Annotated in this window: 17 protein-coding genes and 1 pseudogene; 10 read left to right on the forward strand and 8 right to left on the reverse strand. The window is 41.6% G+C overall.

Features of this window, described 5'->3' with window-relative positions; all coding sequences use genetic code 11:
* The first annotated feature begins 63 nt into the window (after positions 1-63).
* Entirely contained in the window at positions 64-1,503 is a 1,440-nt protein-coding gene (lpdA, locus tag MED121_RS14060) for a dihydrolipoyl dehydrogenase (RefSeq protein WP_009834383.1), read from the forward strand.
* Between the two features lie 286 nt (positions 1,504-1,789).
* On the opposite strand, the gene cysQ is transcribed toward lpdA, so the two are convergent.
* Positions 1,790-2,641, reverse strand: coding sequence for a 3'(2'),5'-bisphosphate nucleotidase CysQ (gene cysQ, locus MED121_RS14065; protein ID WP_009834384.1), 852 nt, complete (start codon positions 2,639-2,641; stop codon positions 1,790-1,792).
* A 157-nt stretch (positions 2,642-2,798) separates the two neighbouring features.
* Here cysQ and hslR point away from each other — a divergent pair, with 157 nt between their 5' ends.
* A complete protein-coding gene (hslR, locus tag MED121_RS14070; RefSeq protein ID WP_009834385.1) occupies positions 2,799-3,215 on the forward strand; it encodes a ribosome-associated heat shock protein Hsp15 in 417 nt (138 codons plus the stop codon).
* Positions 3,216-3,379: 164 nt separating this feature from the next.
* Here hslR and dprA read toward each other — a convergent pair whose 3' ends face one another.
* The gene (dprA, locus tag MED121_RS14075) at positions 3,380-4,720 is read right to left on the reverse strand and encodes a DNA-processing protein DprA (RefSeq protein WP_009834386.1); all 1,341 of its coding nucleotides are present in this window, start codon (positions 4,718-4,720) and stop codon (positions 3,380-3,382) included.
* A gap of 244 nt (positions 4,721-4,964) precedes the next feature.
* Between dprA and def the strand changes: the two genes are divergently transcribed.
* The 6 genes from def (at position 4,965) to ybaK (ending at position 11,786) form a co-directional block, all read left to right on the forward strand.
* Entirely contained in the window at positions 4,965-5,474 is a 510-nt protein-coding gene (def, locus tag MED121_RS14080; RefSeq protein WP_009834387.1) for a peptide deformylase, read from the forward strand.
* Positions 5,475-5,553: 79 nt separating this feature from the next.
* Positions 5,554-6,531 (forward strand): methionyl-tRNA formyltransferase, encoded by a 978-nt coding sequence (fmt, locus tag MED121_RS14085; protein ID WP_009834388.1) that lies wholly within the window; start codon positions 5,554-5,556, stop codon positions 6,529-6,531.
* A gap of 94 nt (positions 6,532-6,625) precedes the next feature.
* On the forward strand, positions 6,626-7,939 hold the full coding sequence (gene rsmB, locus MED121_RS14090) for a 16S rRNA (cytosine(967)-C(5))-methyltransferase RsmB (RefSeq protein ID WP_036180520.1): 1,314 nt from the start codon (positions 6,626-6,628) through the stop codon (positions 7,937-7,939).
* Between the two features lie 425 nt (positions 7,940-8,364).
* Positions 8,365-9,738: a Trk system potassium transporter TrkA gene (gene trkA, locus MED121_RS14095; protein WP_009834390.1), complete on the forward strand. Its 1,374-nt coding sequence runs from the start codon at positions 8,365-8,367 to the stop codon at positions 9,736-9,738.
* 99 nt (positions 9,739-9,837) lie between these two features.
* Complete coding sequence (locus MED121_RS14100) at positions 9,838-11,286, forward strand: TrkH family potassium uptake protein (RefSeq protein ID WP_009834391.1); 1,449 nt, start codon at positions 9,838-9,840, stop codon at positions 11,284-11,286.
* 26 nt (positions 11,287-11,312) lie between these two features.
* The gene (gene ybaK, locus MED121_RS14105) at positions 11,313-11,786 is read left to right on the forward strand and encodes a Cys-tRNA(Pro) deacylase (protein WP_009834392.1); all 474 of its coding nucleotides are present in this window, start codon (positions 11,313-11,315) and stop codon (positions 11,784-11,786) included.
* 129 nt (positions 11,787-11,915) lie between these two features.
* Here ybaK and MED121_RS14110 read toward each other — a convergent pair whose 3' ends face one another.
* Positions 11,916-12,809, reverse strand: coding sequence for a lysophospholipid acyltransferase family protein (locus MED121_RS14110; protein ID WP_009834393.1), 894 nt, complete (start codon positions 12,807-12,809; stop codon positions 11,916-11,918).
* 219 nt (positions 12,810-13,028) lie between these two features.
* On the opposite strand from MED121_RS14110, the gene gmhB reads away from it, so the two are divergent.
* Positions 13,029-13,586: a D-glycero-beta-D-manno-heptose 1,7-bisphosphate 7-phosphatase gene (gene gmhB / locus MED121_RS14115; RefSeq protein WP_036180810.1), complete on the forward strand. Its 558-nt coding sequence runs from the start codon at positions 13,029-13,031 to the stop codon at positions 13,584-13,586.
* A gap of 88 nt (positions 13,587-13,674) precedes the next feature.
* On the opposite strand, the gene MED121_RS14120 is transcribed toward gmhB, so the two are convergent.
* Positions 13,675-14,277, reverse strand: coding sequence for a DJ-1/PfpI family protein (locus MED121_RS14120; protein ID WP_036180523.1), 603 nt, complete (start codon positions 14,275-14,277; stop codon positions 13,675-13,677).
* Positions 14,278-14,366: 89 nt separating this feature from the next.
* Between MED121_RS14120 and MED121_RS14125 the strand changes: the two genes are divergently transcribed.
* A complete protein-coding gene (locus MED121_RS14125) occupies positions 14,367-15,713 on the forward strand; it encodes a PLP-dependent aminotransferase family protein (protein WP_009834396.1) in 1,347 nt (448 codons plus the stop codon).
* Between the two features lie 57 nt (positions 15,714-15,770).
* Here MED121_RS14125 and gyrB read toward each other — a convergent pair whose 3' ends face one another.
* From gyrB to MED121_RS14145, 4 genes and pseudogenes are all read right to left on the reverse strand, one after another.
* Positions 15,771-18,194 carry a DNA topoisomerase (ATP-hydrolyzing) subunit B gene (gene gyrB, locus MED121_RS14130; RefSeq protein WP_009834397.1) on the reverse strand — a complete coding sequence of 808 codons (2,424 nt, stop codon included), beginning with the start codon at positions 18,192-18,194 and terminating at the stop codon, positions 15,771-15,773.
* Positions 18,195-19,322, reverse strand: coding sequence for a DNA replication/repair protein RecF (recF, locus tag MED121_RS14135; RefSeq protein WP_009834398.1), 1,128 nt, complete (start codon positions 19,320-19,322; stop codon positions 18,195-18,197).
* Positions 19,323-19,396: 74 nt separating this feature from the next.
* A complete protein-coding gene (gene dnaN, locus MED121_RS14140) occupies positions 19,397-20,494 on the reverse strand; it encodes a DNA polymerase III subunit beta (RefSeq protein ID WP_009834399.1) in 1,098 nt (365 codons plus the stop codon).
* A gap of 29 nt (positions 20,495-20,523) precedes the next feature.
* Positions 20,524-20,919, reverse strand: a pseudogene (locus MED121_RS14145) (helix-turn-helix domain-containing protein); the annotation flags it as partial.
* Positions 20,920-21,190: the final 271 nt, after the last annotated feature.

The raw sequence follows: 21,190 nt of genomic DNA on the forward strand, positions 1-21,190 counted from the left end.
CATCTATCTACTGATAGGTAAGCCTATCAAAAAACATAATTTTAGCAATTTAAAGGCGGTGTTATGACAAGTTTTAACCTAGATACTAACTATGATGTTTTGGTTTTAGGGGGAGGCCCAGGTGGTTATAACGCCGCTTTTCGGGCAGCTGATTTAGGGCTTAATGTTGTATTAGTCGAGAAGTATGCCGCGCTTGGTGGAGTGTGCTTGAACGTAGGCTGTGTCCCTTCAAAAGCTTTGTTGCATGTGGCAGGTCAAATACGCAGTACACAAGAACCCAGTGTATCCGGTGTCGAGCTAGGGGAAGCCAAGGTAAATCTAGATCAGGTGAGAGAATTTAAAACCAATACGGTGAACAAGTTTACTTCTAACCTTGGGCTTATGGCTAAGCAACGTAAGATCACAGTACTGCAAGGTGAAGGGCAACTAACCAGTGCTAATACCTTGGTATTAGATGGCACTGATGGTCCATTAACGGTGGCATTCCAACAGGCTATTTTAGCAACGGGTTCAAAAAATATTCGTTTACCTTTTATCCCTTATGAAGATAAACGCATTTTAAACTCAACGACGGCATTGAACCTTGTCGAAATACCAGAGCGCTTGCTTATCTTAGGTGGCGGTATTATCGGTATGGAAATGGCTACGGTTTACCAAGCATTAGGTAGCCAAGTGAGCGTGGCGGAGATGTCTAGCCAGATTATGGCAGGTGCAGATAAAGATCTAGTGAAGGTGTTTGAACAAGCGAATAAAGGGCGCTTTGATATTCTAACCAATACTCAAGTGACCAAGATTGAAAGCCTGCCTGAGCACTTGGTTGTTGATTATAAAAATGCCAAAGGCGAACTTGAAACTCAGCATTTTGATGCTGTTTTAGTTGCGGTAGGGCGTAGTCCAAATGGTAAATTGGCTGGTATTCCAGAAATCGGTGTCGAAATTGATGCTAGAGGTTTTATCTTAATTGATGATCAATGCCGTACCAACCTGCCTAATATCTTTGCAATTGGCGATGTTACTTATGGCCCAATGCTGGCACATAAAGCGAGCCATCAAGCCCATATAGCTGCTGAGGTTATTGCTGGTAAGGCAAGTTACTTCCAAGCTAAAGCGATTCCTGGCATAGCTTACACTTATCCAGAAGTGGCTTGGGTAGGTATGACAGAACATGAAGCCAAAGCAGAAGGCTTAGATTTTAAAGTGGCGAGCTTTCCTTGGAAGGCGAGTGCGAGAGCGATCGCAGCAGAGATTAAACATGGTAAAACCAAGTTAATCTATGATGCTGACACTCAAAAGATTTTGGGTGCTGGCATTGTCGGAGAGCACGCGGGGGAACTATTAGGAGAGCTAACTCTGGCGATTGAGTATGGAGCTGAGCTTGAAGATATCGCTTTAACCATTCACGCACACCCAAGCTTACATGAATCTGTGGGGTTAGCAGCAGAACTTGGCACAGGCAGTATTACGGACTTTCCGAACCCTGCTGCGGCGCTGTTCGCACGCTAAATACTCGAATACGTTTGGATAAAAAGGAGAGGAAAATAGATTACGCGCTTAGGCATAATAATCTTCATTATGCCTAAGCTCTGATATGAGGCGGTTATATTAAATGGCTTTTTAGCCTAAATAAAAAGCCCTATAAGTGAATAGTCACTTACTTTTATCAGTTTGAGAATCAAGTGTTTGTCTTTTTCTAAGTGAGAGCCTAGCTATCAAGACTAACTATCAAAAATTTAAATACAAAGATTAAAGGCCGTGATTGTAACGGCCTTTAATCTATTACTTAAGGCAATTAGTCTTCAGATAAATCTTGTTCAAGATACCAGTTTAAGATGATAGGCATGAGCTGTGAGCCAGTAACTAAAAAGTGGCCATTTAACAAAGACTCTCTTGCGTTGTATCTAAAAGGTTCCCCGTTAAAGCTCATCAGAACCCCGCCAGCAGCTTCTACTACTGCTTGGGATGCCGCAGTATCCCATTCACAAGTCGGCCCTCTACGTAGGTGCAGATCAGCTTCTCCTTCAGCAATGCGACATGCCTTGATGGAGCTGCCTTTAGCAATTTCTTCAATATGGTCAAAGTCTTCTAATAATATCTTTCTTAATGATTCAGGGAGATTTGGTCCATGGCTGCGGCTTGTCATCGCAATAAGCGGTGTTTTAGGCTCTCGTATTTGCAGTAACTCAGTGCCATCTTGGGTCCATTTTACCGCCGCTTTTTTCATATTTTGCCAGTCGCCTGTCACCCCAAAATAACCTTCTTTGGTCACAGGTAAATACACCATACCTAAAATACTTTTATGGTTTTCTACCAAGGCAATATTGATACTGAACTCACCATTACGCTTAATAAACTCTTTGGTGCCATCAAGTGGGTCCACTACCCATAATAAAGGCCAGTCTTTACGTTCTTCATAAGGAATGACATTCTCTTCAGATAAGACAGGAATGTTAGGGGTCAGTTTATTTAATCCTGCAAGAATAATATGATGCGCAGCTAAGTCGGCCGCCGTCACAGGACTATCATCCGATTTTTGTTCGATACTAAAATCAGAGCGCTGATAGATTTCCATAATAGCATCCGCTGCATCATGTATAATTTCTTGTAACGCTTGATAAAAAGGGTGATTAATCACATCCTGCATAATGGCCTCAAGTATCTCTCACATTAAAAGCGTTAGGATTAAATAAAGTACTAATCCTATACGCTGGGCATAAAATAGATTATCTAGTCTTAGCTAGACATCAAACAGCCATTTTAATTCAGCTGTTATCAACCAATTTAAAGTGAATAATCTTTGTATGAGTAAACCAGAAAAACAACCAAAATCACAAGCAGTTCGATTAGATAAATGGCTTTGGGCCGCACGTTTCTATAAAACACGCTCTATTTGTAAGGATGCAATTGATGGCGGCAAGGTTTCTTACAATGGGGCAAAAGGTAAAGCGAGTCGTAATGTCGAAGTCGGAGCAAAGGTTACATTACGTTTAGGTTGGGATGAAAAAACACTCATCATCAAAGCAATCAGTGAACAACGTCGTGGCGCACCTGAAGCAAGACTCTTATACGAAGAAACCGAAGAATCAATTGAAAAGCGTGAGCGCCGAGCACTAGAACATAAGTCTTTAGGAGGGCGAATTATGGCAGATCATAAACCCAACAAAAAAGAACGCCGCGATATTAAGCAGCTTAAAAATGATATTTTTGGCAACCATTAAACATACCGTTTCATTCTCAACTTTATAGACAGGCATTGGGGAACGAGCTAGGCATGAAGATTTAAGCCATAAAGAAAAAAGGAATGTTGGGGCTAGCGGCTAGAACGAACATTCCTTTTACTGGTTCGAGCTTCCACTAACTAATATGCTCTACTTTCAAAAGCTTATTTAGACTTGTTTTCCAGTCGCCTTGCATAGCCTGTCATAAGCGGGTCAATTAATTCCTCTAGCTCTAACTGCATACAAGTTTGCATTACCTCATCAATCGCTAGCCCAGTCATGCTTACTAGTTGATTTAGTTCAAATTCATTTTTTCCATCAGGTTCTAATAACATTTCATCTATTCTGTTCAATACCATTATTGCGCTTTCAGACATATTATTTGGATCGTATAGCATTGGAATTTTTTGTATTTCAACTTGTGTTTCACGTGAAACATCATTGTTTTGAGCTTCTTGAAGCCTTGGGTACACATTAATTTTCTTCTTCATTTTGAGATCATGTGGGATGAGGGGACTCAGTTTAGACATAATCTCCAATTGCGAGAACTCATTAATAACATCCTCAACCTGAGTAATTAGCTTGGCACCTTGTTTAATCAGATCCAAACAGGCGTCACTCGATTTATCCGTTATTCGTCCAGGCACAGCAAAAACATCACGGTTATGCTGCAAGGCATAATTGGCACTGATTAAAGACCCGCTCTTAAACCCAGCTTCAACAACTATGACCCCCAAACTAAGTCCACTGATAATACGATTTCTGGCAGGAAATAACCTCGCCTGTACTTTTGTATGTAATGGGTACTCACTCATCAAGCAGCCACTATTTGTTTCTAAGATGCGATTAAATAAAGCCTGATTGCTTTTAGGGTAGGGGTGCAATAATCCACTGCCCATGACCACAATAGTGCTACCGGCTGCAGCTAAAGCACCTTGATGAGCAGCGCTATCAATACCAATTGCACCACCACTAACCAAACCTATACCCAAAGAACCTATTTGTTGAGCTAGTTTATAGGCTGTCTCTAACCCATATTGTGAGGCCTTTCTTGCACCTACCATAGCCAGCTTTTTCGTCTCTAATGCTTTTAGATTGCCTGTTACATAGAGAAAAATAGGGGCGACATCAATCTGCCTAAGCTCATCTGGATACTGACGCTCAGTTCGCATTAATAAATGATGCTGCGGACTTACATCAAGCCAAGTTTGCGTGCTTGATAGTTGCTCAGAGAGTCTGTCACAGACTCGGCCATCTTGTAGGTAACTTATGGCTTCTTGCGCTGTTGCCAATGGCCACTTTAGTCTGAGAAGTAGCTCTAAGTTAATTGTCTCTTTTAGCTTAGATGCCTCAATTTTAGGTTGGCTTGTTTCCAAGGAGTGAATATAGGTAAATAATCTGTCGAGCCTAGCAGGCCCAACTCCCTTAATAAAACTTAATGTCAGCCAGTCCTGTTTTGAAAGACAGGAGATTGTTGGCAGACTTTGCTCTTCCAAGTTTTCCATTTAGCGCATTCCTTGCGTCTATTCCCTGCTAAAAAACAGAAGAAATCATGGGTATATTGATCAATAATTATTATATATCGAGGTTAAAACACTACTCTATTAATTCACTTGCGGTACAATAATAAGAATATATTTTGATCTAACTTCTATAGATCAAATCTCACTAACTAAATACTAGACCCTGAGATTCGATCCATAGAAATTGAAACTAATTTAATACATTAATTTAATACGGTAATTAAAAATGGCTGTTCTACCTGTTCTTGAATATCCTGATCCACGTCTACGAACTGTAGCCAAGCCTGTGACTGATTTTAACGACGCCTTGCAAGTCAAAATAGATGACATGCTTGAGACAATGTACGATCAAAACGGTTTAGGCCTAGCTGCTACACAAGTTGATTTTCACCAACGTCTTGTGGTGATGGATTTCTCTGAAGAAAAAAATGACCCTATGGTCTTCATCAATCCAAGATTTGAAGTTTTGGATGACGCGGCTAATGAAGAACAAGAAGGTTGCTTATCAGTACCCGGTTTCTACGAACACATTTATCGTGCTGCTCGAGTCAAAGTAATTGCACTTGATAGAAACGGTAACGAGTTTGAGAAAAAGGTTGCAGGCTTATTAGCGGTTTGTGTCCAACACGAAATTGATCACCTAGACGGAAAACTTATGGTGGACTATCTGTCTCCACTTAAGCGTAACCGCATTAAAACTAAGCTAGTGAAGAATCAAAAACGTATGCGAGCTTAATGTGTCTCAATAACACACTTGTGTAGTAACCCATTTCTAAATCAGGCTCCGGCCTGATTTTTATTGAAAGAGTGAAAATATGCCTCAAACTAAATCACCATTAAAAATAGTATTCGCGGGCACTCCTGAGTTTGCAGCAGCTAGCTTAAAAGCCTTGATAGAGTCATCCAATGATGAAAACCATGAGGTCATTGCCGTTTATAGTCAACCTGATAGACCAGCAGGAAGAGGGCAAAAATTAGTGGCTAGTCCCGTTAAACAACTGGCTTTAGAACATGAGATCCCTGTTTACCAACCGCTTAATTTTAAACTCGAAGAAGATAGGCAAGTACTCGCTAACCTTGATGCGGATATCATGGTTGTAGCGGCCTATGGTTTGATCCTTCCTAAGTCTGTATTGGATATACCTAAACTGGGTTGTATCAATGTGCATGCCTCTTTGTTACCGAGATGGCGTGGAGCTGCACCGATTCATAGATCCCTTATTGAAGGGGATAAAGAAACAGGCATCACAATAATGCAGATGGATGTGGGTTTAGATACAGGTGATATGCTTAGCAAAGTAAGCTGCGACATTCTTGATGAAGACACATCAGCAAATCTACACGATAGGTTAGCGCCTTTAGGGGGCGCGCTTTTAGTAAAAACCCTTGAGCAAATTAAAGAAGGGAAACATCAAGCTGAGAAGCAAGATGACGCTTTAGCGAATTATGCAAGCAAGTTAACTAAGCAAGAAGGCTTGATTGACTGGCATACACCAGCCGCGGATCTAGCACGTAAAATTAGAGGTTTATCACCTTGGCCTGGTAGTTACCTTGAAACAGAAAAGGGCAATATCAAGATACATCAAGCAAGCCTTCATAGTTTAGAGGCAAGCTCTTTTGAGCCAGGTACAGTGATAGAAATCAATAAAGATACTGTGATTGTTGCCGCCAAAGAGGGCTCAATTGCATTACATAAGGTGCAGTTCCCAGGGGGCAAACAACTTGCGATTCGAGATGCACTTAACGGAAAGTTCAAGACAGCTTTCACAGTCGGTAATCAAATAAGCGCTTAAATTTTTGTCTGCTCTGGATAAAGCTAGCCTGAGTAATTTGCTAACTTATCTAGAGCGACTTTTAAGCTAAGTGAATAATCTGTAAGTGAAAATCATGAATCAAAAATTTAGTAACGTGAGACTCGTTGCCATTCGAATACTCGAAAGCATCCTTCTCAACAAGGGATCATTGAGTACTCAATTATCACGCAAACAAGCCGATGTTAAACCTGAGCATATACCTCAATTGAAAGAGATTTGTTTTGGTGTAAGTCGACATTATCCAAAATTAAATAGCTTTGCTTTACACATGCTAGACAAGCCTTTCCAAGAAAAGGATTACGATGTGTATGCTGCCATATTAGTTGCCTTGTACCAGATAGATTATATGGATACTCCTGAACACGCAGCCGTTAATGAAGCAGTAGAAAGCGCTAAACTGATTGGCAAGCCATGGGCAGGTAAATTAGTTAACGCCATTTTAAGGCGCTATTTAAGAGAAGCGGATGATATTAAAGCCATCCTGAAAGCGATGCCTTCTGTTGCTCATGCCCATCCTAAGTGGCTTTTAAAACGTTTTAATAAACATTGGGCAAATGAGTTTGAACATATTGTTGAAGCAAATAATGCACGTCCACCCATGTGCCTAAGAGTTAATTTATCTCGTGTTTCACGTGAAACACAAATGGAAAAATTATCTCAACTGGGTATAGAAAATGAGAAGGGTGAATTTTCTGAGTCAGCTATCTATTTGAAAAACGCCGTATCAGTACAGTCACTACCCGGATTTTTTGATGGTGACATGAGTGTGCAGGATGAAGCAGCTCAGTTAAGTGCCTCAATCTTAGCGCCAAAAGAAGGGGATAAAGTCCTCGATGCCTGTGCTGCTCCAGGAGGCAAAACAGGCCATTTATTAGAAAGCGCAGACATTCATCTTACTGCGGTTGAATTAGAATCATGGCGTCTGGCTAAAATAGAAGAGAACTTAGAAAGGCTTGAGTTTAATGCAGAACTCATTTGCGCTGATTCTGGTGATCTCGATGCCTGGTGGGATAAGACACCATTCGATAAAATTTTATTAGATGTGCCTTGCTCTGCGACAGGTGTTATCCGTCGTAATCCCGATATAAAAATTAACCGTAAGCCAGCCGACATTGTTGAGTTAGTTGAGATACAAAAACAACTAGTTAACAATATTTGGTTAGCCTTAAAGCCTGGCGGTAAACTTTTATATGCAACTTGTTCTGTCATGCCAGAAGAAAATGAGCATCAAATGGCTGAGTTTTTAAGCACGACGGAGGATGCTAAAGAAATTAATTTAACTGTCCCTTGGGGCAAAAAAGTCAGCCATGGCATTCAGTTATTACCAAACAAGAATAGCCATGACGGCTTTTATTATTGTCTGATTGAAAAAATGGGTAAGTCATAAGCTCATATCAAAACGTGGGAGGGGAGATCACCCCTTCCTCTTTATCCAGTCTTTGTAAAACCTTTTTATATCTGTTTCATTGACCTCTTCAGTTTTTCTCTTTTGAGCTAACTCATTGTCTTAATTTGCTTAGTCTATCTTTATGAAAAAACATTTCTAATGAGAATTAATTTCTCCTTAGATAAACTCTTGGCCAGAATATTTCTGTGTCATCCAGCGTATTATTCTTCTGTTAAAACATTTCCTCATCTATTGTTATTTGATAATGAGTATTTGTCAGTCTGGGTAAATTTAATCCAGTTTATTTTGCTATTAGCATTAATTAATTAGCTCGACTTGTTTAAAATTAAGCCGACTTTTATTTTTCAAATGGGGTGTATGTCATTGGTCCAGTACATAACTCTGAACCAGGCTTAGGATAATTCATGAAAATCATCATATTAGGCGCAGGCCAAGTTGGCGCGACACTCGCAGAAAACTTGGCAAATGAAGACAACGACATAACCGTTGTTGATATGGACGACAAGCGTCTACGTGAATTACAAGATAGGCTAGATATACAAACGGTAGAAGGCAGTGCCTCTCACCCTGATGTGTTAGAAAGAGCAGGTGGCGATGATGCCGATATGCTTATTGCCGTGACCAACCAAGATGAAATCAATATGGTCGCCTGCCAGATAGCAGAAACCCTATTTAAAACACCGACTAAGATTGGTCGGGTTAGATCCAACGCTTATGCCAGCCGACCAGAAATCTATGGCTATAACGGTTTGCCCATTGATGTTCGTATTAGTCCCGAGAAAGAGGTCACTCGACACATCAAGCGCCTGATTCAATATCCAGGTGCATTACAGGTAATGGAATTTGCTGAGGGTAAAGTACAACTTGTCGTGGTGAGAGCGGAAGTAGGCGGCCCCTTAATAGACCAGCCCATCAGCTTCTTAAAAGAGCATATGCCATCGATTCAAACCCGTATTGCTGCGATTTATCGTGATGGTCAATCTATCCAGCCAGCAGGCACAACGCATATTAGAGCCAATGATGAAGTCTTCTTTTTGACCGCTCAACGGGATGTGCTGGATGTCATGAGTGAGTTAAGACGCCTAGATAACCCTTATCGTCGTATCATGATTGCGGGGGGAGGTAATATCGGTGAGCGTTTAGCACAAAGTCTTGAAGACGAATACCGAGTAAAAATTGTTGAGCGAGGTTTGCCTAGGTGTCGCTACTTATCCGAAAACCTGAATAACACCATCGTCTTGCATGGTGATGCTTCTAAACAAGAGCTGCTTCTAGAAGAGAATATTGAATCAACCGATGTGTTCTGTGCGCTTACGAATAATGATGAAGCTAATATCATGTCATCCATGTTGGCGAAGCGCTTAGGTGTAAGAACCGTGATGACTATTATCAACAATCCAGCCTATGTTGATATAGTGCAAGATGACATGATTGATATTGTTATTTCCCCACAACATATGACGATTAGTACCTTACTTTCCTTTATTCGACGCGGTGATGTGGTAAATGTTCACTCACTCAGAAAAGGCGCTGCTGAGGCACTAGAAGCGGTTGCCCATGGTGATTATAAATCCTCAAAAGTCGTTGGTCGTACCATTGCCAATATCAACCTACCAGAAGGGGCGACAATAGGAGCCGTTGTCCGTGAAGAGGACGTATTGATCGCATCGGGTGATCTTATGATTCAAGCGGAAGACCATGTGATTATCTTTGTTTCCAACAAAAAACAAATTCCTGCCGTTGAGCAATTATTCCAAGTAGGACTCACCTTTTTCTAATCCTACGAAGACATATGATTTCAGGCATTTAACGAAAGAAAAACAACGGCTTATTTCTTATCCGACAGACAGAAACAAGCACCTATATTAGGAAAGCAAATGCACATTAAGGTTATATTTCGCGTCATTGGCATTTTGGTTATGGTTTTTAGCTTAACCTTAATACCACCCTTAATTGTTTCTATTATTTATCAAGATGGCGACACCCACGCATTTTTGTACGCTTTACTAATCAACCTGATTGGCGGCTTTAGTATGTGGCTTCCTTTCAAAGGAAACCGCAAAGAGCTTAGAATTAGAGATGGCTTTATTATCACTGTCTTATTCTGGTCTGTACTTGGACTCTTCGGTGCTGTGCCTTTCATGTTGGTTGACTCACAAGCACTCTCATTCACCGATGCTTTATTCGAATCCATTTCAGGGTTAACAACCACAGGGGCAACCATACTAACTGGCATAGATGATATGCCTCACGCCTTATTGTTTTACCGTCAACAACTACAATGGTTAGGCGGCATGGGTATCATTGTATTGGCCGTTGCTATCATGCCTATGCTAGGTGTCGGTGGTATGCAGCTTTATCGTGCAGAAACACCGGGTCCAGTTAAAGATTCCAAACTCACACCTAGAATCGCCGAAACAGCAAAAGCCCTTTGGTATATTTATGCCTCACTCACCATAGCTTGTGCGTTAGGTTTTTGGGCGGCAGGCATGAGTTTGTTTGATGCGATTTGCCATAGCTTTTCCACTGTGGCTATTGGTGGCTTCTCCACTCATGATGCCAGCATAGGGTATTTTGATAGTCCTATGATTGAAGCCATTACCGTTATCTTTATGATCATTTCGGCTTTGAACTTTGGCTTACACTTCTATGCTTGGCGTAGCCGCTCCATCATGCATTACTTTAAAGATTCTGAAGTAAAGTTTTTTGGCTTTATTCTGCTTTGCACCATCACCATCACCACCTTAGTATTGGCCATGACCTCTAGTTACGATTGGTCTTCATCGTTTAGATATGCCATGTTTGAAAGTATCTCTATCGCGACCACAACAGGGTTTGGGACTGAAGACTTCTCCACTTGGCCAAACACCTTACCTTTCCTTTTAATTGTCACTTCTTTTGCCGGCGGTTGTGCCAGCTCGACTGGTGGCGGCATGAAGGTCATACGTATTTTACTTATTCTTAAACAAGGGTTTCGTGAGATACAACGTTTGATACACCCCAATGCCATTATTCCAGTTAAGCTAGGGGGGAAAGCAATCCATGAAAGAGTTATCTCTGCAGTATGGGGCTTCTTCTCAGCTTATTTACTAGTTTACGTAATACTTATGATAGGTTTAATGGCAACAGGCTTAGATCAGCTCACAGCGTGGTCTGCTGTTGCCGCTACCCTAAATAATTTAGGCCCGGGGTTGGGTGAAGTGGCTGCAAACTTTGGCTCTATCAGTGACCCGGCAAAATGGATGCTATGTTTCTCCATGCTATTAGGTCGATTAGAAGTCTTTACCCTGTTGGTTTTATTTACACCTATGTTTTGGCAAAGATAAGCATGTTTAAGCGATAGGAAGCCAAGATGACGCCAGCATGTAATTTATTAAAAAAGAAAAAGATTCCATTTAGTGTGCACGAATATGAGCATGACAGCCAATGCACCCAGTTTGGTTTAGAAGCGGCACAAAAGCTCGGCCTTGATCCTGAATCCGTCTTTAAGACCTTGCTAGTCAGTGACGGTAAAAACTTATTTGTGAGTATTATTCCTGTGACTCACACACTAAGTTTAAAAAAAGCCGCCGCGCATTTTGGCGTTAAAAAATTAGTCATGGCAAACCCTAATGACGCCCAGAAAAGCAGTGGTTATCTAGTCGGTGGTATTAGTCCTATCGCACAAAAGAAAGCCTTGGTTACCGCAGTTGACCAAAGCGCTAAAGCGTTAGTAAGTATTTACGTTAGTGGCGGTAAGAGAGGCCTAGATATTGGCCTTAAACCGGATGATCTCATTAAGGCTTGTGGTAGAGCTCAATTTGCAGATTTAATAGACGAATCCTAGCGAGTACAACTTGGTTTGGAACCTTACAACGAATCAATTTGATGACTAAATTAAGTCACTAAAAAAGGCGCATTCAATAGCGCCTTTTTTAGTGACTTATAAAATAAGCAGAGTTATCAAGATTCTAAGCTAGCCTCTTGGATAGAGTGATTGTCCATCAGGTTGCTTTTTAAAACGCTTATATTCCCACTGATATTGCTCAAGGCCGTGCTCAGCTAACTTTTCTATAGAACGATTCATAGCAGCCACAGACTCATCCACATCCTCAGAATAAAACCCTTCATCAACCGGCTCCATAATCACTTTATAGCCACCTTTGACCCGAAACGCGGCACCAATAAAGGCTTTTGCTCCTGTCTTATTCACCAGTTGTGAAGTAAGCGTCATGCTATAGGCCTGTTGACCATAAAAAGGCACGTAAACACCACCGCCGTCCTTAGGCACTTGATCTGGCAAAATACCCACTAAACCATCACCTTTTAATGCTTTCATCAGTTGCATCACACCTTTACGGTTAGTGGGAACGAGTTGAGAACCAGCACGCTCACGGGCATCGCGAATAAATGCGTCTAATTTTTCGGCATTTTTAACTGGGCGATACATAGCGGTTAAAGGTTTAAATTGAGCCAAATAATAGTTCATCATTTCCCAGTGACCTAGGTGAGGCGCTAGCACTAATACCCCAGAATCACCTTTAGCAGCTTGCTCAAATTCACTATTATCATGCAGTTCAGGTTTTAAAAGGTCGAGCACTTGGGCCCTAGGCTTAGTCCAGACATGACTCATTTCAAAGGCTGTTTGCCCCATGTTTTCTAGCCTAGCATTTCGAATAGACAGCCTTTGTTCATCGGTTTTATTAGGGAAGCAGAGTTTTAAATTAAGGTCGATTGCTTTGACAGTTCGAGCATTACGCTTGATAAAAGTACGGCCAAAAAACGCCCCTAAGGCTTGTACCAAGGTAAAAGGGAAAGCGCTTAAACAGCGTAAAATAATGATAAAAAATGAGCCTAACTTATTATTCATGACTACCTAATATTAAGACGAGTATTAGTTTGCACTAAAAAAGAAAAAATTGATGGTCTACCGGCAAGCATTGTAAAAGATTCTAAGACCTTATGCTTGGATTTATCATTTCCTTTACAAAAGAAAGTAAAGCCGATGTTATGTCAAACAAATGTTATTAACCTGAAGTTAAATCCTTATAATAAGCAATTACTTATATCTAAACGCCTGGATGAAAACATGACACAAGTTAAACCTATCATTTTGCTCGATCGAGACGGGGTCATTAACCAAGACTCAGATCAATATGTAAAATCACTAGATGAATGGATTCCTATTCCAGGTAGCATTAAATCGATTGCGGCTTTATCTAAAGCAGGCTTTAAAGTCTTTGTTGTGACCAATCAATCCGGCATAGCCAGAGGCTATTATGATATTGATACCTTAACTGCCATGCATAATAAGATGACACAATTGGTTGAAGCAGAGGGCGGCAGTATTAGTGGGATTCGCTATTGCCCACATGGCCCAGACGATGAGTGTGATTGCCGTAAACCTAAAGCAGGCATGATAGAGTCAATTGAAGCAGAGCTAGGCGTTAATTTTGAAGAAACACCCGCTATTATGGTGGGCGACTCTAAGCGAGATTTAGAAGCAGGCCACGCCAGAGGTTGCCAAGCGGCATTAGTGCTAACAGGAAAGGGGCGAGATACCCAGTATAAGGATATCGACTGCCATTTTCAGGTGTATACCGATTTAGCCGCCTTCACGTTAGCCACCTTATACCAATACAGTTAGAAACAGTTATAGTTCAAGCAAGTTTTAAGACACAAAGAGAGCGACGATGAATATGCCGCTCTCTTTGTACAATTAATAAAAGGCAGTGTTATTCGTCTAAAAAAGGGCTCACTTGCTGCAAGGTTAAATCAACAAAAAGCCCTTTCTCTGCAACTGGGGCAACATAATCAATTGCACTTTTCATTGCTTCTATACCTTCTAAGCGAGCAATCACCCAAGCTGCAAGATATTGTGATGCAAGGCATCCACCCGCTGTCGCTATCCCTTGATTGGCATAAAATGCTTGGTTTAATACTTTAACCCCAGCTTCTTGCACCCAAGGTTTAGTAGTGAGATCAGTACAAGCTGGGATATTTCGTAATAAACCTAACTTAGCGAGTATCAGGGCGCCAGAACACTGAGCCCCTATAAGCTGTCTGCTTGGGTCTAATGATAATTGAGACATGATGCCTTTATCTTCCACGATTTGACGAGTTTTCATACCACTGCCCACCAGCACTACATCCGCGTTAGAAGCCTCAATAAGGTCTATTTGCCTTTCAATCACAACACAATTCATCGATCTAACCTGCTGACTTGGTGATGCAATTGAAACGTGCCAGTCAGGTTTTTTAATTCGATTTAAAATGCCCAGTGCAATAAAAGAATCCAACTCATTAAATCCGTCAAATGTAAGAATAGCGATATGCATAATCATTGCTCCTTTGTCAGTTAACTTGTTAGCAAGGATTCTATTCGCTAAAGTCATGACAATAAAATAATTGTCATGGATACAATTTGATGAGAGTGCCTAAATATAAGGTCATAGTCGATCAGCTAGCAGATAAAATTCGTTCAGGAGAGTATCCCCCAGGGCATAAACTCATCACACATAGGCAGTTATCAACTCAAAAAGGCATTGCGCTTGTCACGGCATCTAGGGTGTACGCTGAACTAGAAAAAATGGGCTTAATTAGTAGCGAAGTAGGCCGTGGAACCTTTGTCAAAGAGAGCCAAATACCTCTGGGTCATGGCATAGATCAAGCTGAAACGTTAGAAGGGATGCAGGACCTAAGTTTTAATTCACCTTTGTTAGCTCACCAACCCAAATTACTCCGAGATTCTTTAAGAGCATTGAGCATGTCGGGTGACTTAGAGTCATTATTAGAATATCAGCCCCATGCGGGAAGACATTATGATAGGGAGATAGTGAGAAACGACTTAATAGAGAAAGGTTTACACACTCAAACAGAACAAATATTAATGGTAAATGGTGCCCAGCATGGGCTGGCTGTCAGTCTTCTCTCTTTATTAAAGCCAGGGGATATTGTTGCCGTGGATGCTCTAACTTATCCAGGGTTTAAAGCACTAGCTGAGGTACAAGGTATAGCGTTGATTGCTATTCCCTACACAAAAGAGGGTACCGACCTCGAGGTACTAGAGCAAATTTGCCAGAATAGGCAGGTGAAGGCCATTTATAGTATGCCCACACTTCATAACCCTTTAGGCTGGGTTATGAGCTTAGAGCAAAGACAAAAGCTTATTCACATAGCAAGAAAATACAAACTCATCATATTTGAAGATGGGGCATATAGCTTTTTAGAGGAAAATCCACCGGCGACACTTGCTCAGCTAGCCCCTGATATCACGCTTTATATTTCAGGTTTCTCAAAAAGTATTGCCACAGGTTTAAGGGTAGGGTTTATTGTTTCCCCTTTAAAATGGCTGCCACTATTAACCAGAGTGATTCGAGCAACAACTTGGAATACAGCAGGTTTGATTACTAGTTTGACGTGTAAATGGGTCCAAGATGGCACCTTAAAACAACTTGAAAGTGAAAAACGTCAGGATGCAAATATAAGGCAAAAAATAGCGCGAAACGTGTTTTTTGATATGGATTATACCAGTCACCCAAACTCCTATTTTTTATGGTTATCTCTTCCTAAAGCACTTAGAACAGACCAGCTTATTGCGAGTTTACTTGCCCAGAATATTTCAGTCTCAGGGGCAGAACCATTTGCGACAACAGGTTTTACCCCACATGCCATTCGTTTAGCTTTAGCATCCATAAAGCTTGAAATGTTAGAAACCTGCTTAATCAAGGTTAAAGAAACCATTGAATTACACGCCTACGGCAAAGGCTTTTAGCCAATAAAAAAGCAGCCAATTGGCTGCTTTTTAAAATTGCTTAAGACGCTAATTTCATTAGACGTCTAAGTTAGCAACCGATAGGGCATTGTCTTGGATAAAGTTACGACGTGGCTCAACTTCATCACCCATTAGGGTTGTGAACATTTGATCCGCTGCTATCGCATCATCAATCGAGACTTGAAGCATACGGCGTGCATCTGGGTCCATGGTGGTTTCCCAAAGCTGATCTGGGTTCATCTCACCTAGACCTTTATAACGCTGTATTGCCATACCACGTGATGCTTCTTTCATTAACCAAGCTTTCATATCTTCAACAGTATCAACATGTTGAGTACGCTCTCCACGTTTAATAAATGACTCTTCTGTGAAGATCTCATTAATCAAATCAGACATGGCAACCATACGTCGGTATTCAGCTGAAGCAAAGAAAGTTTGCTCAAAACGGTAATGGTTAGCCACACCGTGAGACATAATTTCTACCGCAGGTAGATACAAGTCACGCTCATCATCATGATCTACTTTAAACTCAAAGCGGAAGCCGGTACGAACGTCTTGTGGCATCAAAGCTTTCAGCTCATCAGTCCAAGCATTGACCTTAGCTTCGTTGCTCAAATCATCTGACGTCAACTCTGTGCAATACATAAGTTTGCCCATCACATCCGTTGGATATACACGAGACATACGGTCAATATCATCTGATATTTCAATATAGTCATGCATGATTTTCGCAAGCGCTTCACCTTGAATACCAGGTGCTTGATCATTAACAAACATTTGCGCGCCAGATAGTGCCACTTCAATCAAGTGTTGCTCTAACGCCGCTTCATCTTTTAAGTATTGCTCTTGTTTACCACGTGCAATTTTATAAAGAGGAGGCTGGGCAATATAAATATGACCACGCTCGATGACTTCTGGCATTTGACGGAAGAAGAAAGTTAACAGCAAGGTACGAATGTGAGATCCATCCACGTCCGCATCGGTCATGATAACGATGCTGTGATAACGTAATTTCTCAACATTAAACTCATCACGACCAATACCACAACCTAGCGCGGTTATCAGTGTTCCCACTTCAGCAGATGACAACATCTTGTCAAAACGGGCTTTTTCAACGTTTAAGATCTTACCTTTAAGTGGCAAGATAGCTTGTGTACGACGATCACGACCTTGTTTTGCAGAACCACCCGCAGAGTCACCCTCCACTAGGTAGAGTTCAGAAAGTGCTGGGTCTTTCTCTTGGCAATCAGCGAGTTTCCCCGGCAAGCCTGCAATATCTAACGCACCTTTGCGGCGGGTTAGATCGCGAGCACGACGCGCGGCTTCACGGGCACGAGCAGCATCAATCATCTTATTAACAATGATTTTAGCTTCGCCAGGAGATTCCAATAGATACTCAGACAAACGGCGGCTCATCTCTTGCTCTACCGCTGTTTTCACTTCAGACGAAACCAGTTTATCTTTAGTCTGAGAAGAGAACTTAGGATCAGGCACTTTCACAGAGACAATGGCAGTCAAACCTTCACGAGAATCATCACCCGTAGTCGCTACCTTGGTCTTTTTACCTAAACCTTCTTTCTCAATAAAAGCATTTAAAGTACGCGTTAGTGCTGCACGAAAACCCGCTAAGTGAGTGCCACCATCCCTTTGAGGAATATTATTGGTGTAGCAATAAATGTTTTCTTGGAAACCTTCATTCCACTGCAAAGCGACTTCAACAGCAATACCATCATCTAAATCATCACGCTGGCAAATGAAATGGAAAATTTGGTTAATCGGGGTTTTATTCGTATTCAGGTGCTCCACAAAGGAACGCAAGCCACCGGTATAATTGAATGACTCTTCTTGGCCACTACGCTCATCTTTTAAGTTAATTGCAACGCCTGAGTTCAAGAATGAAAGCTCACGTAGACGTTTTGCTAGGATGTCATAGTAAAACTTAATATTACTGAAAGTATCAGCAGAAGGCTTGAAATGAACCTGAGTACCATTTGCTTCAGCGTCACCAATAACAGCAATAGGGGCTAATGGGTCACCATGGGAATAATGCTGCTCATACAATTTACCATCTTTACGAATGGTCAGTGTCAGGCTCTCAGATAAAGCGTTTACAACCGAAACACCAACACCGTGAAGACCACCAGAAACCTTGTAAGAGTTGTCATCAAACTTACCCCCTGCGTGTAAAACTGTCATGATAACTTCTGCAGCAGACACCTTTTCTTCAGGGTGCATTTCTACCGGAATACCACGTCCGTTATCAGATACAGTAATAGATTCATCTGGGTGAATGGTCACATTGATGGTATCGCAATGGCCAGCCAATGCTTCATCAATTGAGTTATCGACCACCTCAAAAACCATGTGATGTAAGCCTGTACCGTCATCCGTATCGCCAATATACATACCAGGGCGTTTACGTACTGCATCAAGGCCTTTTAACACCTTGATACTGGATGAATCGTAATTATTTTCGCTCATTTAACTCTCCTGCAAAACATCACTTGGATAATGGGACAATTCGCCAGCTTTCATTTCAAAATGACGAACGTCTATCGTCTCAGACCAGCTATAATCCATTAACTCTGGGCCGACACTCGTAATAAAAATTTGGCTATTTAACGCTTCTAATAATTGACAGAGTTTGTCTCTGTGTTCCTTGTCTAACTCGGCAGGTAAATCATCCACCAAGAAGACTAACGAGCGTCCGGATTCAATCAGCAACTTGCCTTGGGCAATTTTTAACGCTGATACCACCAGTTTTTGTTGTCCTCGGGAGAGGGCATCAAGAGCATCACCGGTTGGGGTTTTGACTCTTAAATCAGCTCTTTGAGGTCCGGTATTAGAGTAACCAGACTCGATATCCCGTGAACGACTAGCATCTAAAGATTGAGCCAGCGTTTTTTGTGCATCCCAACCTTGGAATAACTGTAAACTCACTTCAAGTGTTGCGTTTAAGCTAGATAAAACCTGTTTAAAGACAGGAATTAAACTTTCTAGGTAATCATGTCGATATTGATTTACCTCAGAACCTAATCGGATCAGCTCTTGATCAAATGCTAACAATAAATTGTCAGATATTTTACCACGTCTAAGCAAGGAATTGCGCTGTTTTAATGCTTTTTGCCAACCCCGCCATGCATTTATAAAGCCTGGACTATGATGAAACACACCCCAGTCCAAAAATTGACGACGAATCTTAGGTGTTCCCTCTAATAAACGAAAAGCATCAGGGTTAATTAGCTGTATAGGTAGTGCCTGGGTTAACTCAACTAAAGACTGTATTTTTTGACCCGATAAACGCGCATCTAAGACACCATCTAACTGACGCTTTAAACCAATAGGTTGGGGGGAACTAAGGCCAAGACCTGTGGTTTGAACCGGTTCAATCAAAGCAAAAATAACACATTCACTAGTTTCTTTTTGAATATAAGTTTTATGTTTATGACTGCGAAAGGAACGGCCAAGGGAGAGCAGGTGGATTGCTTCTAAAATGGAAGTTTTACCACTGCCATTAGCACCAGAAATTAAATTGACGTGGGGAGATGGCTTAAACTGAACCTTGGATAGATTTCGTAATTGGGAAATATCCAAGCGTTGCAAGGGCATATTGATTTACCTTGTGAAAATAGCGTCTAGAGCCAAACTTTAAAAAGGTGCAAAGTTTGGCTCTAAATAAACAATTACAGACGCATTGGCATAACGACATATTGAGCCGCATGGCTATCAGCTTCTTCAACAAGCGCACTGGCTGTCGCATCGTTCAAAGAAATTCTCACTTCCTGACTGTTCACCACACCTAGCACATCAAGCAAATAGCTAACGTTAAAGCCAACTTCTAAATCATCGCCTTGATATTGAACTAATACCGATTCTTCCGCCTCTTCTTGCTCAGGGTTGTTAGCAAAAACTTGCAACATACCATTGGTAAGAATTAAGCGAACGCCACGATATTTTTCATTCGATAGGATTGAAGCACGAAGAAAAACCTGACGTAATTCAAGACGATCAGCAATCACAATTTTATCGTTATTGCGCGGAATTACTCTATGGTAATCAGGGAATTTACCTTCAACTAATTTAGAGGTAAAAATGTAATCAGCCACTTTCGCACGGATATGGTTAGCACCGATTTGAAGCTCTACCGTCTCATCTGTGTCGCTTAACAAGCGGTTAAGTTCAAGCACACCTTTTCGTGGGACAATCACTTGTGTTAGATCGCCAGAAACTTGTGCGTCTTCAATTGCCGTTGCTAAGCGGTGTCCATCAGTGGAGACAACACGCAGTTGACCATCAGCCACTTCAAACAACATACCGTTTAAATAGTAACGTACGTCCTGGTTTGCCATTGCAAAACCCGTTCTTTCGATCAAACGTCGAACACTATTTTGCGCGACGACGACACTTAAATCACCTTGCATGTCTTGAATATTTGGAAATTCATCAGCAGGCAATGTCGAAAGGGTAAAACGAGAGCGACCAGAGCGTATAATGGCACGAGTGTCATCGACTGATAGTTCAATCACAGCACTGTCAGGTAAACTTTTACAGATATCCATCAGCTTACGCGCAGGTACCGTAATACGGCCTTCTTGGCATTCATCTAATTGAATATGACCGACCAGTTCCACTTCTAAATCAGAGCCAGTTAAGGTTAATTCGTTATCTTTAACTTCCAACAAAACATTCGCCAATACCGGCATAGTTTGTTTACGCTCAACCACACCAGCAACAAGTTGAAGTGGTTTTAGAAGTGTCTCGCGGACAACTGAAAATTTCATTATCTTCCTCGTAGTTATCAATCACGACCTTAGGTCGTCAAAATTCGCATAAGTTGCTTATAGTCTTCACGAATATCCGAATCCGTATCCTGTAGTTCTTTGATCTTACGAATCGCATGAAGCGCAGTAGTATGATCGCGACCACCAAAAGCATCACCAATCTCTGGCAAACTATGGTTAGTCAATTCTTTAGCAAGTGACATGGCCACTTGTCTGGGTCGAGCAATAGAGCGATTTCGTCTTTTAGACAATAAGTCGCTAATCTTAATTTTGTAATATTCCGCCACAATACGCTGAATATTATCGATATTGACCAGTTTATCTTGTAGCGCCAACAAATCTTTTAACGACTCCCTAACAAAATCAGGGGTAATGGCACGACCGGTAAAATGAGAGTTTGCAATAACACGCTTCAAGGCCTTTCCAGCACACTGGGGTCATAGCTGTTTCCTGATCTAGGTGACCATCCTAGCACAGGGGGATCGATCCTCTAGAGTCGACCTGCAGGCATGCAAGCTCTGCATTAATGAATCGGCCAACGCGCGGGGAGAGGCGGTTTGCGTATTGGGCGCTCTTCCGCTTCCTCGCTCACTGACTCGCTGCGCTCGGTCGTTCGGCTGCGGCGAGCGGTATCAGCTCACTCAAAGGCGGTAATACGGTTATCCACAGAATCACGGGATAACGCACGAAAGAACA

Origin of the sequence: Marinomonas sp. MED121 (assembly GCF_000153025.1) — a bacterium.
Classification (GTDB): domain Bacteria; phylum Pseudomonadota; class Gammaproteobacteria; order Pseudomonadales; family Marinomonadaceae; genus Marinomonas.

Bases quoted from the DNA above. Each gene is read 5' to 3' on its own strand.
- gyrB (WP_009834397.1), bottom strand. From the start codon at position 18,194: ATGAGCGAAAATAATTACGATTCATCCAGTATCAAGGTGTTAAAAGGC.
- MED121_RS14100 (WP_009834391.1), top strand. From the start codon at position 9,838: ATGCACATTAAGGTTATATTTCGCGTCATTGGCATTTTGGTTATGGTT.
- def (WP_009834387.1), top strand. From the start codon at position 4,965: ATGGCTGTTCTACCTGTTCTTGAATATCCTGATCCACGTCTACGAACT.
- hslR (WP_009834385.1), top strand. From the start codon at position 2,799: ATGAGTAAACCAGAAAAACAACCAAAATCACAAGCAGTTCGATTAGAT.
- trkA (WP_009834390.1), top strand. From the start codon at position 8,365: ATGAAAATCATCATATTAGGCGCAGGCCAAGTTGGCGCGACACTCGCA.
- recF (WP_009834398.1), bottom strand. From the start codon at position 19,322: ATGCCCTTGCAACGCTTGGATATTTCCCAATTACGAAATCTATCCAAG.
- fmt (WP_009834388.1), top strand. From the start codon at position 5,554: ATGCCTCAAACTAAATCACCATTAAAAATAGTATTCGCGGGCACTCCT.
- cysQ (WP_009834384.1), bottom strand. From the start codon at position 2,641: ATGCAGGATGTGATTAATCACCCTTTTTATCAAGCGTTACAAGAAATT.
- MED121_RS14125 (WP_009834396.1), top strand. From the start codon at position 14,367: ATGAGAGTGCCTAAATATAAGGTCATAGTCGATCAGCTAGCAGATAAA.
- rsmB (WP_036180520.1), top strand. From the start codon at position 6,626: ATGAATCAAAAATTTAGTAACGTGAGACTCGTTGCCATTCGAATACTC.
- dnaN (WP_009834399.1), bottom strand. From the start codon at position 20,494: ATGAAATTTTCAGTTGTCCGCGAGACACTTCTAAAACCACTTCAACTT.
- ybaK (WP_009834392.1), top strand. From the start codon at position 11,313: ATGACGCCAGCATGTAATTTATTAAAAAAGAAAAAGATTCCATTTAGT.
- lpdA (WP_009834383.1), top strand. From the start codon at position 64: ATGACAAGTTTTAACCTAGATACTAACTATGATGTTTTGGTTTTAGGG.
- dprA (WP_009834386.1), bottom strand. From the start codon at position 4,720: ATGGAAAACTTGGAAGAGCAAAGTCTGCCAACAATCTCCTGTCTTTCA.
- gmhB (WP_036180810.1), top strand. From the start codon at position 13,029: ATGACACAAGTTAAACCTATCATTTTGCTCGATCGAGACGGGGTCATT.
- MED121_RS14120 (WP_036180523.1), bottom strand. From the start codon at position 14,277: ATGCATATCGCTATTCTTACATTTGACGGATTTAATGAGTTGGATTCT.
- MED121_RS14110 (WP_009834393.1), bottom strand. From the start codon at position 12,809: ATGAATAATAAGTTAGGCTCATTTTTTATCATTATTTTACGCTGTTTA.